The organism is Dactylosporangium sp. CS-033363, from assembly GCF_050942475.1.
GTDB lineage: Bacteria > Actinomycetota > Actinomycetes > Mycobacteriales > Micromonosporaceae > Dactylosporangium.
The window spans coordinates 10,876,784-10,889,340 of record NZ_CP192032.1 but is presented as its reverse complement, the minus strand read 5'-3'; the positions used below and the strand labels follow the sequence as shown (position 1 = coordinate 10,889,340).

12 protein-coding genes are annotated in these 12,557 nt (G+C 70.0%); 5 read left to right on the top strand and 7 right to left on the bottom strand.

Annotated features, from left to right (window positions below):
- The first annotated feature begins 6 nt into the window (after positions 1–6).
- Positions 7–975 (top strand): phytoene/squalene synthase family protein, encoded by a 969-nt coding sequence (locus ACQPZ4_RS50280; RefSeq protein WP_433053713.1) that lies wholly within the window; start codon positions 7–9, stop codon positions 973–975.
- Complete coding sequence (locus ACQPZ4_RS50275; RefSeq protein ID WP_433053709.1) at positions 972–2,243, top strand: cryptochrome/photolyase family protein; 1,272 nt, start codon at positions 972–974, stop codon at positions 2,241–2,243. The genes ACQPZ4_RS50280 and ACQPZ4_RS50275 overlap by 4 nt, the downstream gene beginning before the upstream one ends.
- On the opposite strand, the gene ACQPZ4_RS50270 is transcribed toward ACQPZ4_RS50275, so the two are convergent.
- The 3 genes from ACQPZ4_RS50270 to ACQPZ4_RS50260 form a co-directional block, all read right to left on the bottom strand.
- A complete protein-coding gene (locus ACQPZ4_RS50270; RefSeq protein ID WP_433053706.1) occupies positions 2,216–2,554 on the bottom strand; it encodes a hypothetical protein in 339 nt (112 codons plus the stop codon). The genes ACQPZ4_RS50275 and ACQPZ4_RS50270 overlap by 28 nt on opposite strands.
- A gap of 443 nt (positions 2,555–2,997) precedes the next feature.
- A complete protein-coding gene (locus tag ACQPZ4_RS50265; protein ID WP_433053703.1) occupies positions 2,998–3,303 on the bottom strand; it encodes a CopG family transcriptional regulator in 306 nt (101 codons plus the stop codon).
- Entirely contained in the window at positions 3,290–3,571 is a 282-nt protein-coding gene (locus ACQPZ4_RS50260) for a hypothetical protein (RefSeq protein ID WP_433053700.1), read from the bottom strand. The genes ACQPZ4_RS50265 and ACQPZ4_RS50260 overlap by 14 nt, the downstream gene beginning before the upstream one ends.
- A gap of 55 nt (positions 3,572–3,626) precedes the next feature.
- Between ACQPZ4_RS50260 and ACQPZ4_RS50255 the strand changes: the two genes are divergently transcribed.
- The 3 genes from ACQPZ4_RS50255 to ACQPZ4_RS50245 are packed head-to-tail and all read left to right on the top strand — an operon-like array spanning position 3,627 to position 7,737.
- Positions 3,627–4,418 carry an SDR family oxidoreductase gene (locus tag ACQPZ4_RS50255; RefSeq protein ID WP_433053697.1) on the top strand — a complete coding sequence of 264 codons (792 nt, stop codon included), beginning with the start codon at positions 3,627–3,629 and terminating at the stop codon, positions 4,416–4,418.
- Positions 4,419–4,444: 26 nt separating this feature from the next.
- On the top strand, positions 4,445–6,931 hold the full coding sequence (gene valS, locus ACQPZ4_RS50250; RefSeq protein WP_433053694.1) for a valine--tRNA ligase: 2,487 nt from the start codon (positions 4,445–4,447) through the stop codon (positions 6,929–6,931).
- The gene (locus ACQPZ4_RS50245) at positions 6,931–7,737 is read left to right on the top strand and encodes a TrmH family RNA methyltransferase (protein ID WP_433067096.1); all 807 of its coding nucleotides are present in this window, start codon (positions 6,931–6,933) and stop codon (positions 7,735–7,737) included. The genes valS and ACQPZ4_RS50245 overlap by 1 nt, the downstream gene beginning before the upstream one ends.
- Here the strand turns inward: ACQPZ4_RS50245 and ACQPZ4_RS50240 are convergent, their stop codons facing one another.
- From ACQPZ4_RS50240 to ACQPZ4_RS50225, 4 genes are all read right to left on the bottom strand, one after another.
- Positions 7,738–9,480: a VWA domain-containing protein gene (locus tag ACQPZ4_RS50240; RefSeq protein ID WP_433053691.1), complete on the bottom strand. Its 1,743-nt coding sequence runs from the start codon at positions 9,478–9,480 to the stop codon at positions 7,738–7,740.
- Between the two features lie 192 nt (positions 9,481–9,672).
- Entirely contained in the window at positions 9,673–10,482 is an 810-nt protein-coding gene (locus ACQPZ4_RS50235; RefSeq protein WP_433053688.1) for an endonuclease/exonuclease/phosphatase family protein, read from the bottom strand.
- 4 nt (positions 10,483–10,486) lie between these two features.
- The gene (locus ACQPZ4_RS50230) at positions 10,487–11,119 is read right to left on the bottom strand and encodes a hypothetical protein (protein ID WP_433053685.1); all 633 of its coding nucleotides are present in this window, start codon (positions 11,117–11,119) and stop codon (positions 10,487–10,489) included.
- A gap of 349 nt (positions 11,120–11,468) precedes the next feature.
- Positions 11,469–12,419: a TolB family protein gene (locus ACQPZ4_RS50225; RefSeq protein ID WP_433053682.1), complete on the bottom strand. Its 951-nt coding sequence runs from the start codon at positions 12,417–12,419 to the stop codon at positions 11,469–11,471.
- Positions 12,420–12,557: the final 138 nt, after the last annotated feature.

Genomic DNA, 12,557 nt, shown 5'->3' with positions numbered 1-12,557 from the left:
GGTCAGATGGATGCGTCACTAGCCGCCGCCTACGAGCGGTGCCGGGCGTTGCATCGCTTCCACGGTCGCACGTACTACCTCGCCACCCGGCTCCTGCCCGCCTGGAAACGCCGGCATGTGCACGCGTTGTACGGATTCACCCGGTACGCCGACGAGATCGTGGACCGCACCGAGGGCCCCGGCCGCACGCCGGAGGAGCGCGCCGCCGAGCTGTCCGCGTGGTCGGCCGAGTTCCTGCGCGGGCTGCGCGGCGGGCACACCGACGACCCGCTGCTGCCGGCCGTCCTGCACACCATCCAGGTCTTCGACATCGACCTCGAGGACTTCCGCAAGTTCCTCGACAGCATGGCGATGGACCTCACCGTCACGCAGTACGAGACCTATGAGGACCTCCTCGACTACATGGAGGGCTCGGCGGCGGTGATCGGCACCATGATGCTGCCGATCCTCGAGTCGTCCGACCGCGCGGCCGCCCGCGAGCCCGCCCGGCAGCTCGGCCTGGCCTTCCAGCTCACCAACTTCATCCGGGACGTGGCCGAGGACCTCGAGCGCGGGCGCATCTACCTGCCCCAGCAGGACCTCGCGCAGTTCGGCGTCACCCGCGCCGACCTGCAGGAGGCGCTCGCCACCAAGCGAAGTTCGGAGAAGATCAAGAGCCTCATCCGGTACCAGATGAGCCGCGCCCGCCGACACTACGCACTCGCCGCGCCGGGCATCCCGATGCTCGCGCCCGCCTCGCAGGCGTGCATGCGGGCGGCGTATCGGCTGTACGGCGGAATCCTGGACGAGGTCGAGGCGCAGGACGCCGACGTCTTCGCGCGGCGGGCCACGGTGCCGAAGGCCAAGCGGCTGGCGGTCGCGCTCGCCTGCGTGCTGGCCCGCCCGGGCACCCCGGTGCCGGCGCCGTCCACAGTGGAGATTCCGCAGCAGCGGGACGGGTCGGCGGTGCTCGATCTGCGCGGTACCGTCGCATGAGCACGTGCGTCGTGCTCTTCACGCGCGACCTGCGCGTGCACGACAACCCCGCACTCGCCTCGTCGGTGCGCGCATTCGAGCACGTGCTGCCCCTGTTCGTGCACGATCCGGCGCTCGCTTCGGGCGACAACCGGCGGAAGTTCCTGGCCGGGGCGCTGGCCGACCTGCGCAACGCGCTGCGCGAGCGCGGCGGCGACCTGGCCGAACTGCGCGGCGATCCGGTGCGCGAGGCCGTTCGAGTGGCCAAGAAGGTCGGCGCCACGGCGATCGCGGTGACGGCCGACGTGAGCGGCTATGCGCGTTCCCGCGAGACCCGGCTGGCCGAGGCGTGCGCAGATGAACGTCTGGCGTTCAAGACCTTCCCCGGCGTGACGGTCCTGCCGCCGTCGGAGGTGCGCCCGGGCGGCGGCGGCTCGCACTACAAGGTGTTCACCCCGTACTACCGCGCGTGGCAGGCCGCCTCGTGGCGGGACGTGCTGGGCGCGCCGCGTTCGATCGCATTGCCGCCCGACCTGCCCCGCTCCTGGTTCTCGGCGTCCACCGGCGCGGAGGGCGAGACCGCGGCCCGCAAGCGCCTGTCCTCCTGGCTTTCCGAGCTCCCGTCGTACGGCGACATGCACGACGACCTCGCCGGCGACGGGACTTCGCGGCTGAGCCCGTACCTGCACTTCGGCTGCCTGTCGCCGCGCGAGCTCGTGGAACGGGCGCGCGATCGCGAGGGCGCGGAGCCGTTCATCCGGCAGCTGTGCTGGCGGGACTTCTATCACCAGGTGTTGTGGGCGTTTCCGGAGCTGCGGCACAAGCCGTACCGCCCGAACGCCGAGGACAGCTGGCGCGACGAGAAGGACGCGCTGCAGGCCTGGCGCGAGGGCCACACCGGCGTTCCGATCGTCGACGCCGGAATGCGCCAGCTGCTCGCCGAGGGCTGGATGCACAACCGCGCGCGGCTGATTACCGCGTCGTACCTCACCAAGCACCTCGCCCAGGACTGGCGAGCCGGCGGCGACCACTTCTTCGACCTACTGCTCGACGGCGACGTGGCCAACAATTACGGCAACTGGCAGTGGGTCGCCGGCACGGGCAACGACACGAAGCCGTACCGGCGATTCAGTCCACTGCGCCAGGCCGAGCGCTTCGACCCGACCGGCGACTACGTGCGCCGCTATGTCCCCGAGCTCGCCGGCATCGCGGGCAAAGCGGTGCACGAGCCGTGGAAGCGCCCGGCCGCCGAGTGGCGGGGCTACCCCTCCCCGCTCGCCCTGAAGTAACTCGGAACCTGCGCCCGCCCGACCGCGGGATTGATCACGGCGTCGAACCAGCCACGCTGATTTCTGGTCGCCCAGAAGCGCTTCCGTTCGGCTGGTTGCTCATTGTGTACCGGCACCCCGGCCGCCCGCAGCGCCGCTCCGGGAAGGCGACGGGGCAGCAGCCCGTACGCGTTGAGCGTGTCGTCGGCGTGCCGCCGAAACGCACACGGGAAGGCGTCCCCGCAGGCAGAGCAGCGCTCGCCGTCGAGGGACGGAAGGTGATGGGACACGACCTGCTGCGCGGCGACCACGCCGGCCTGCGAGTAGCCCACGGTTGGTTGAACCACCTTTCGCGGTGGGGCCTCAACGAACACCAGAATTCTCGGGCGTGCACGTGCACAAAGCAAAGCACCATGGCCCTGATATCGATCGACCGGTGCCGAACCACCCATTCGAGTGACGCATTTTGCCTGCATTCCGCGTGGTTCAATTCCCCGCTACCGCAATACAACTTGCTTCACACAATTCACCGCAGGTGAATCAACTTTCCTTTTCCTCTCCGCGGCTGTCGTCCGGCTGCAAACCTGGCCGACCTGCCGATCGCCGAAATCGCCCGCCAGGAGGGCGCCGCCGAGGGCACGGTCAAGTCCTGGCTGCACCGCGGCTCCCCGTCGGTCGAGGTGACCGACACGACGGCCCCGCCGTCGCAGGCCCCCACGTCCCCCGGTCCCGTGCGCGATCCGGATCGACATGCAGGACTTGATGCTGCGTTGAGTCAGGCGGCTGGGCGGAGGGTGGTCAGGGCGCGCAAGGCGTCCGCCAATGAGATCGGGTGGTCGTTGGCCTCCGTGGCCAGGCACTGCTCGATCATCTGGCGCATCAAGGTAGAGGGCTTCACGCCCTTCGAGGCGGCGACCGAGGCCAGTTGCTCCGCCGTGTCCGTAGGGAGCCGTACCGAATACACGGCCATCGTCTCGCCGTCCGGCTTGGGGGGTAGGGCGACCGGCTCGTCCGTGTAGGTGATGTTGCCCGCGGCTACTGCCAAGGCCAGCTGGTCCAGCTGGTCGTCACTTGGTCGCATGACTGGCCTCCCATGCCTCGTACTCGGCCAACTGGGCTGGTGTCATGTCCAAGGCTCCGACAATCATCCACTCCAGGCCGCCTTCGTGACGCAGGACGACGATCAGGGGACGTCCCGCCTCGGTGCGTGCCCAGACGCTGAGGACCGGAAGGCCCAACGCGATGCCGGACCTTGGCAGGCGGCGGTCGGCGTTGAGGGCCTGGAGGGCCTCGGCTGGTTCTATCCCGGTGAGAGCCGCCAGGGTCGCCGGCCACCATCGGTAAGGCACAACCCCAATGTACGACGTCCGTCATACGCCGTCCAGGCAGGCGCATACTGTCGGCATGATCGTCGTTACCGGAGCATCCGGGCAGGTCGGGGGTCGGGTCGCCAAGCTCCTGCAGAAACCGCACACACTGCTGGTGAGAGAACCCAAGAAGGCGCCAGAAACCGATAAAACGGTCAAGTTCGCAGAATATGCCGATAAAACGGGCATGGCGAAGGCGCTGGAAGGAGCAGACACGCTGTTCCTGGTGTCCGGGCGGGAGGATGCGAACCGGCGGAAGACGCACGAGACGGCCGTGGACGCCGCGGTGCAGGCCGGCGTTCAGCGCATCGTCTACCTCAGCTTCGCCGGGGCCGCGCCCGACTGTACGTTCACGTTCGGGCGGGATCACTGGTACACGGAGCAGTACATTCGCGAGACCGGGCTCAAGTTCACCTTTCTTCGCGACAACCTCTACATGGAGATGATTCCGCGGCTCGCCGACGAGCTCGGCGTGATCAAGGGGCCCGGCGGAACCGGGCGGCTTGCCGCGGTCTCCTACGACGACGTCGCGGCCGCCGCTGTGGCCGTGCTGGAGAACCCCAGAGACGGGGAGACGTTCACCCTCACCGGGCCGGAAGCGTTCAGCCTGCAGGAAGCGGCCGAGGTCCTGCATCTGCGGTACGTGCCCGAGACCGTGGAAGAGGCGTACGCCTCCCGGGCGCACTACAACGCGCCCGCGTTCGAGGTCGCCGGGTGGGTGACGTCGTACGAGGCGATCGCCAACGGCGAGCTCGAAGAGGTCACCGGCGACGTCGAGGCGCTAACCGGACAAAAGCCGCGATCGCTACAGGAATTGAGAGGTGCCTGACCGGCGGCGGTCATAGCATCGGATGCATGTCTGAAACCGACCGTATTCCGCAGCGTCCCAGTCTCGACGGCCTCGAGGAGAAGTGGGCGGGCGTATGGGAGGTAGAGGGCACGTACCGGTTCGATCGCACGGCCGCGCGCGAGAACGTGTTCTCCATTGACACGCCGCCGCCGACCGTGAGCGGAGCGTTGCACATCGGGCACGTGTTCTCGTACACGCAGACCGACATCATCGCCCGGTATCAGCGTATGCGCGGGCGGGACGTGTTCTACCCGATGGGGTGGGACGACAACGGGCTGCCGACCGAGCGCCGGGTGCAGCTCACGTTCGGGGTGCAGTGCGATCCGACGCTGCCGTACGACGCGGAATTCGAACCGCCGAAAAAGCCCGGCAAGGAACGCGTGCTGGTCAGCCGGCGGAATTTCATCGAGCTGTGTCAGCGGCAGACGGAGATGGACGAGCAGTCCTACGAGCGGCTCTGGAAGCTGGTCGGGCTCTCCGTCGACTGGACGCATCTGTACACCACGATCGGCGACCGAGCCCGCGCCACCGCGCAGCGCGGATTCCTCAACAGCCTGAAGCGCGGCGAGGCGTACCCGCTGGACGGGCCGACGCTCTGGGACGTGTCCTTCGGGACCGCGGTGGCCCAGGCCGAGCTGGAGGACCGCGAGCGGCCCGGCGCCTACCACCGGATCAAGTTCGGCGAGTTCTTCATCGAGACCACCCGGCCCGAGCTGTTGCCGGCGTGCGTGGCGCTGGTGGCGCACCCGACGGACGCGCGGTACAAGGAGCATTTCGGCAGTACCGTGCGGACTCCACTGTTCAATGTGGAGGTTCCGCTGCTGGCCCACCACCTGGCCGACCCCGAGAAGGGCAGCGGGCTGGTGATGGTGTGCACGTTCGGCGACCTGACCGACGTGACCTGGTGGCGGGAGCTCGACCTGCCGACCCGCACCGTGATGCAGCGCAACGGGCGGCTCGGGCTGCAGCCGCCGGACGGGGTGGACGAGGAGCTCTACGCGCCGGTGGCCGGGCTGACGGTGAACCAGGCGCGGGAGAAGATCGTGGCCCTGCTGCGCTCCTCCGGCGAGCTCGACGGGGAGCCGAAGCCGATCACGCACGCGGTGAAGTTCTACGAGAAGGGCGACCGGCCGGTCGAGATCGTGGCGACCCGGCAGTGGTACATCCGCAACGGCGCGCGGACGCCGGAGCTGCGCGAGATCATGCTGCGGCGCGGGCGGGAGCTCGAGTGGGAGCCGGCGCACATGCGGACCCGCTACGAGCACTGGGTCGAGGGGCTGACCGGCGACTGGGTGATCAGCCGGCAGCGGTTCTTCGGCGTTCCGATTCCGCTCTGGTACCGCCTGGACGCCGACGCCAACCCCATGTACGACGACCCGATCGTGCCGGAGTCCCTCCCGATGGACCCGAGCAGTGACACGCCGCCGGGGTACGAGGAGATCGACCGGGGGATGCCCGGCGGGTTCGTCGGCGACCCGGACGTGATGGACACCTGGGCCACGTCCTCGCTCACCCCGCAGATCGCCGGGGCCTGGCTGGACGACCCGGAACTGTTCGCGCTGGTGTTCCCGATGGCCATGCGGCCGCAGGCGCACGAGATCATCCGGACCTGGCTGTTCACCACGGTGCTGCGGGCGCAGTTCGAGCACGGGGTGCTGCCGTGGAAGCACGCGGCCATCGCCGGCTGGATTCTCGACCCGGACCGCAAGAAGCTGTCGAAGTCGAAAGACAACGCCAAGGACTCGCCCGAGGAGCTGGTGGCGCAGTTCGGCTCCGACGCGATCCGGTACTGGGCCGGCAGCGCCCGCCGCGGGGTGGACACCGCGCTGGACACCAACGTGTTCAAGGTGGGCCGGCGGCTGGCCGTGAAGCTGCTCAACGCCAGCCGGTTCGTGCTGGGCTTCGGACAGGAGAGCCCCGATCCGGCGAAGGTGACCGAGCCGGTGGACCGGGCGCTGCTCGGCGCACTGTCCACTGTGGTGGCCGAGGCGACGACCGCGTTCGAGCAGTTCGACTACGCGCGGGCGCTCGAGGTGACCGAGCAGTTCTTCTGGACGTTCTGCGACGACTACGTGGAGCTGGTGAAGGCGCGCGCGTACGGCGAGGCGGCACCGTCCGAAGTGGAGTCGGCGCGAGCGGCGCTGGCGATCGCGCTGTCGGCGGTACAACGGCTGCTTGCTCCGTTCTTGCCCTATGTGGCCGAAGAGGTCTGGTCGTGGTGGCAGGAGGGCTCGATCCACCGGGCGGCCTGGCCGACGCCGCCGGCCGCGGCCGACACCGCGCCGTTCCTGGTCGCGGCGGCGGTGCTGGGGGCGATCCGGCGGGCCAAGTCGGCCGCCCAGCAGTCGATGAAGGCCGAGGTGGCCAAGCTGGAGGTGGCCGGGCCGGTGGGCACGCTGCAGGACGTGCGGGCCGACCTCACGGCGGCCGGCAACGTGCGCGACTGGTCCATCTCCGAGGCGGAGGAGCTGTCGGCTACCGTCAGTTTGTGATGGAAGTACAGGCCGTCGGGCTCCAGCATCCGGCCGTCCGCCAGGTGCAGCACATCCAGAACAACACCGCGCCGAACCGCTACAAGCTGTTTGTCGCCGAGGGGCTCTGGGCGCACAACATGCTGCTGGAGGCCGGAGCCCCGATCGACACGTTCTTCTGGTGCCCGGAGGCGATCTACGCCGACGAGGCCCACAAGCGGGCCGAGGAGATCGCGGAGCGAGCCGAGCGCTCGTTCCGCATCTCCCTGCGCACGCTGGAGAAGATCTCCGAGCGGGACAAGCCCGACGGGCTGCTGTCGCTGGCCGCGCTGCCCCGCTGGGACGAGCGCGACCTGCGCCTGGGCAGGACGGGCCTGGTCCTGGTGGCCGACGGGCTGGAGATCCCGGGCAACCTGGGCACGCTGATCCGCTCGCTCGACGCGTGCGGGGCCGACTGCCTGGTGCTGACGAACCGCAAGACGCGGCTCACCCATCCGAAGGTGATCCGGGCGAGTCAGGGCACGATTCTGACGGTACCGACGCTGGAGTTCGAAACCGTGGACGAGGCCGTCGCGTGGCTGGAATCGCGGCGCTTCACCGTGCTGCTGGCCGACACCGACGACGCGGTCAACTACCGGCAGGCCGACTACTCGGGGCGCACGGCGCTGGTCGTGGGCAGCGAGCGGTACGGCATCGCCAAGGGCTGGTACGGCCGCGGATACCAGCGAGTCGCCGTCCCCATGCTCGGGTCCGGCGACTCGCTGAACGTTTCCGTCTCGGCCTCGATCCTGCTGTACGAGGCGCAGGCGCGAAAGGCGCGCTGGTAGCTACTTCTTCTGGGCGAGCTGCCCGCGCAGCGAGATGGCCTGCAGGAAGATGTCGCCGATCTTCGACGGGTCCGGCGCGACGAAGGTGCCGCCGCCGACCGCGTCGGTGATCTGGCGCATGGCCGCCTCGCCGACCTTGTCGCCGATGCCGATCAGGATGATCTGGATCGGCTTGGCCGGGTCGGCCGCCGCCTTGAGCTGGGCGATGAGCTCCTCGAGCTTCAGGCCGCCGGCGGGGTCGTCGTTCTCGCCGTCGGTCATCACGATGATCGAGTTGACCCGGCCGCTCTCGTACCCGTTCTGGACCGCCTTGTACGCCGCCAGAATGGTGTCGTAGAGGCCGGTGTCACCGTTGCGCTTCGGCTGGACGGTGCCCAGGGCCTGCAGGAGCTGGGCCCGCTGCGATACCAGCGGACCGATCGGGACCAGCTGCTTGTAGTCCTTCTGGCCGTCGAGCAGCGTCGAGAACGTCCACACGCCCAGCGACCAGGAGTCGTCGAAGAGCGCCATGCCCTTGCGGGCCGCCTCCAGCGTCACCTGCATGCGGGTCGCGTTGCCGGCCGTCGGCACCGGCTCCAGCATCGAGCCGGAGACGTCGAGCACGGCCAGCATGCGGGCCGGCAGCGTGATCGCCTGCCACTGCTGCAGCAGCGTCTCGACCGTGACGGCGTCGGGCAGCTGCGGGGCCGCGGCGGCGAGGGCGCCGGGCGCGTTGGCCGGGGTCTGGAAGCCCTTGCCGGGCGCGCCGTCCGCGCCGCGCAGGCCGACCGCGCCGAGCTTGTCGCGGAAGTCCTGGGTCTGCAGCGACTTGAGCAGCTCGTCGGCCATGCTGGCCTTGTCCGCGCTCAGCACGACGTACGGGTAGTCCAGCGGCGGCGCCGCCGGCTCCGCGTAGATCGCGGCGAGCCGGACCGGGGGCTGCTGCCCGTTGTACTGGATGATCGCCTGCTCGGACAGCGGGGCCACGGTCAGGCTGGTGCTGATCGCCTGCTGGTCGCTGCCCCGCGGGAACTTCTGGATCAGGTCCGAGCGCACCGACGAGCGGCCGGCCGCGAGGGCCCGCAGCGCGGTGGTGGCGACCTGGGTGGCCTGCGTGGCGTTGCCGCCGCCGGCCTGCTTGGCCACGCTGGCCAGGGTCAGCAGCCCGGCGAGGCCGGTGGCGTCCCGGCTCGGCTCGGTGATGCCGATCTTGGTGCCCTGGTTGGTGGCGACGCTCGCGATCAGGTCCGCGTACGTGATGTTCTTCTGCGGCCAGCCGAACTTCGTCGCGGCCGGCTCGGGCATCGCGAGCACCACGGGGCTCAGCGCGATCGAGTGCGCGCCGGCCTTGACGCTGTCCGGGTTGACGGCGCGGATGCGCTGCAGCCACAGCGAGGAGTCGGCGACCCACACGTCCGGGATGCGGGTCTTGCCGTTGGCCTGGCCCACGCCGGTCAGCGACTTGTCGGCCTTGCCGGCCAGGGCCGCGGCCACGTCGGCCGGGTCCTCGTCGAAGACCTCGATGTCGACGCAGTTGCCGTTGTCCTTGGCCTGCTCGGACCACTCGGCCGCCTGCAGCTTCAGGGCGGGCGAGATGTCGGCCGTGGCGCCGATGCTGAGCTTGGCGGCGTTGCCGCAGGCTGGCTTGGAGTACTTGTTGAACGCGTACCAGCTGCCGGCGAGGACGACGAGCACGGCGACGGCGGCAGCGCCCAGCTTCAGCGCTCCGCCCGACGACCCAGCTGGGCGGTGGCGACCTTTCACGGCTCTAATCCTCCGGACCCGGCGGCCTCAGTGGCCTTGTACCTTCGGTTGGAAATCACTGACGGTACGCATCCCAACAAACGAACGCCTAATCTACAAGGCGCCGAAGAATCGTAGTTATCCGAGCACGCTTCGCAATCACGACCGGACAAACGGTCGCAACCTGGCAATTTGCTCGGATTTAAATCTGCCCTAATCGATTTGCAGCGTGCCCGGCCGATCACGCAACGTGACAACCAGAGGTCGGTGGTCGGAGAACGGCAGGCGGGGGCTGTCGACGCCGAGCACCCGGGGCAGGCGCTCGATCCCCCGCGAATCGGCCAGAACGTGATCGAACTGCACCTGCGGGGCCGGTGAGGGATAGGTCGGTACCCCCGCCAATCGATGCCATCCGGAAAACAGTCGCGGCAGGCCGCCCGGAAGATTCAGGTCTGCCAGCAGGATCCGCGGCGCGGGCAGCCGGCGCAGTGCCCGCCGGACCAGGTGCAGCTGCCGGACGTTCCAGCCGGGCACGAACGACAGGTGGGTGGTGGCGATTGTCACGCGCCCGAGCGGCGTCGCGACCACCGCCGCGAGCAGGACCCGGGGCTCGTCGTCGAGCAGCAGGATGTTCATGCGCTTCGGCCCGGGAATCATGATCGGGGCGCGCAGGGGAGCCGCGGGCAGCCGGGTGATGTGCCACGAGAGCACCGGATAGCGGCTGACCAGGGCCACGCCGTAGTGCGGGTCGACGCCGTCGGAGTCGTCGTCGGTGGCGGCGCGGAAGGCCTCCCCGGGTGTGCCCACCACCGCCGGCACGAACATCGCGTGCCGGGCGCCGAGCGCCTCGGCCGCGATCGTGGCCAGGTCGGCGTGCCCGCTGCGCGGCTGGGCGCGATCCACCTCCTGCAGCCCCAGCACGTCCGCGTCGAGCTCCCCGATCGCCGTGCCGATCCGGCCGGTCTCGACCAGCCCGTCGGTCAGCGAGCGTCCGTGCATGAGGTTGAAGGTGCCGAGCCGCATGTCCTCATTGTTGTCGCCTGATCTTCGTTACCGCCGCCCGAGCGATCGACTCGGTTTCGCCCCGGTCCACGCCAGGCTGCCCGAAATGCACGATCGTGCAGGTCAGACGCCCGACGCCGAGTTGCACGAGATAGCCGCTGAAAGCAAAGGCATCGTCTCCGGTACCGCCCTGAGCCGCCATCCGGAACACCCGCTCGCTGTCGCCGACCTTCGGGAAGTCCCCGACCTTCTCGACGAGCACGCTGGTCGTGGTCCCGTCGCCGTCGGTGTCCGTGAAGGCCTGACACCTCGCGGCCAGGGCGTCGAGGTCGTTGATGTCGGCCAGGCTCTCGGCCAGGAACGGCCCGGTGGCGCCGGCCTCGAACCGCGCCTCGGTGGGCCCGCCGCCCCGGAACAGGTCGAGGAGCGTCTCGCAGCCCTCGACGCTGGGGGAGCCGGCCGTGCTGACCTCGGGGGTGGCGTCGGGCGGGCTGGTCTCGTACCCGTCGGGCAGGTCTTGCACTTCGAGCAGCACGTCCCCGGTCGGGTGGGCCGCGGCCGCGCTCGGGCTGGTGGCCGGCTTCGCGTCGCTGCCGCAGGCGCCGAGCATGATTGCGGCTGCACAAAATGTGGCGGCGGGCAACGACCGGTGGCTCATAGGGGCCATCATGCGCTGTTACGCCGTCCGAATAGCGAAAAATCCGGATAACTCATGACGCTGGCGCGTCACGACTTATCCGGATTTTTCGGGTATGGGAGTTTTCGCGAATCGCGCCGCGGGGGGAGATCACGACCGCTGTCCGCGCGGGGCGGTGGTGGCGCTGTCCGCGCGGGGCGGGGCGGTGGTGCGGTGTCCGCGCGGGGCGGTGGTGGCGCTGTCCGCGCGGGGCGGGGCGGTGGTGGCGCTGTCCGCGCGGGGCGGTGCGGTGGTGCGCTGTCCGCGCGGGGTGGTGCGGTGGTGGCGCTGTCCGCGCGGGGCGGGGCCGGGGCAGCGCCGCGTGTGCGGGTTACGGCGCGACCGTCGGCTGCGAGCCCTGGTGGAGCGGGGTGCGCTTGCCGGTGCTCAGGTCGACCGCGGTGACCCAGGAGTGCCCGTTCAGCGCGCCCGTCAGCACGGCCGTCGAGGTGCCGGTGTAGACCAGCTCGCGGTCGTCCGCCTTGCCGACCGCGTGGCGGCCCGAGCCGTCGCTGTTGGCCTCGGTGACCGCGACCGCGGTGCCGTCGGCCGCGTACGTCGTCCAGGCGACCTTCTTGCCGTCCGCCCGCCAGGCCGGGACCACGCCGAAGCCGCTGGTGCCGTTGCCGCCGCCGCCGTAGACGTCGATGGCGCGCTCGCGGCCGGTGGTGACGGTACCGATGCTGAGGCAGTTGTCGGCGATGCTCTCGCACTCGCCGCCGCGGAAGGCGATCTGGGTGCCGTCCGGGGACCAGGCCACGGCGTCGTCGGTGCGCAGGCGGTCGACCAGGGTGGCGGCCGGAGAAGAAACGGACTCGGCGGCGGCGACCTGCGGCAGCTCCTGGTCGCGGCAGGACGCCGGGAAGAGCGCCTCGGTGGTGCCGCCGGCGGCGGGGACGCGGAAGACGCCCGGGCCGCCGGTGCAGGACAGCGCGGCGAAGGCGATCGACCGGCCGTCGGGAGACCAGGCCGGGCCGCCGGCCGGGCGGTCGCTGACCTGGTGCTTGTTGGCGCCGTCGGCGTCCATCACCCAGACCTTGCCGTCGTGCAGGTAGGCCAGCTCGGTGCCGTCCGGGGAGAACCGGGGGCGGGCGTTGAGCGCGTCCTCGGTCAGCCGCGTCTCGGTGGCGCCCGCGCTGCGGTAGATCACGCCGGCCCGCACGTAGGCGACGGACTCGGTGGTGGTGGCGTGGGCGGGGGCCGCACCCAGCAGCGCCGTCAGGCCGGCGGTGCCGGTCAGGCCGGCGATGGTCAGCGCCTTGGTGATCGTCTTGCCGTTCATCCTTGCCCCCCGCTGTGCTGTCTCATCCGTGTGACGCTGAGACCATCGGCGCAACCGTGCCGCACCTGAACGAATCCCGGGCCGGAACTTGGGATTTTCAGCCGTGCAAAAACATGCACTCATAGTGCATACTTTTCG

Coding starts and splice junctions, on each gene's coding strand:
- ACQPZ4_RS50280 (WP_433053713.1), top strand. CDS start 7: ATGGATGCGTCACTAGCCGCCGCCTACGAGCGGTGCCGGGCGTTGCAT.
- ACQPZ4_RS50275 (WP_433053709.1), top strand. CDS start 972: ATGAGCACGTGCGTCGTGCTCTTCACGCGCGACCTGCGCGTGCACGAC.
- ACQPZ4_RS50265 (WP_433053703.1), bottom strand. CDS start 3,303: ATGCGACCAAGTGACGACCAGCTGGACCAGCTGGCCTTGGCAGTAGCC.
- ACQPZ4_RS50255 (WP_433053697.1), top strand. CDS start 3,627: ATGATCGTCGTTACCGGAGCATCCGGGCAGGTCGGGGGTCGGGTCGCC.
- valS (WP_433053694.1), top strand. CDS start 4,445: ATGTCTGAAACCGACCGTATTCCGCAGCGTCCCAGTCTCGACGGCCTC.
- ACQPZ4_RS50245 (WP_433067096.1), top strand. CDS start 6,931: ATGGAAGTACAGGCCGTCGGGCTCCAGCATCCGGCCGTCCGCCAGGTG.
- ACQPZ4_RS50235 (WP_433053688.1), bottom strand. CDS start 10,482: ATGCGGCTCGGCACCTTCAACCTCATGCACGGACGCTCGCTGACCGAC.
- ACQPZ4_RS50230 (WP_433053685.1), bottom strand. CDS start 11,119: ATGAGCCACCGGTCGTTGCCCGCCGCCACATTTTGTGCAGCCGCAATC.
- ACQPZ4_RS50225 (WP_433053682.1), bottom strand. CDS start 12,419: ATGAACGGCAAGACGATCACCAAGGCGCTGACCATCGCCGGCCTGACC.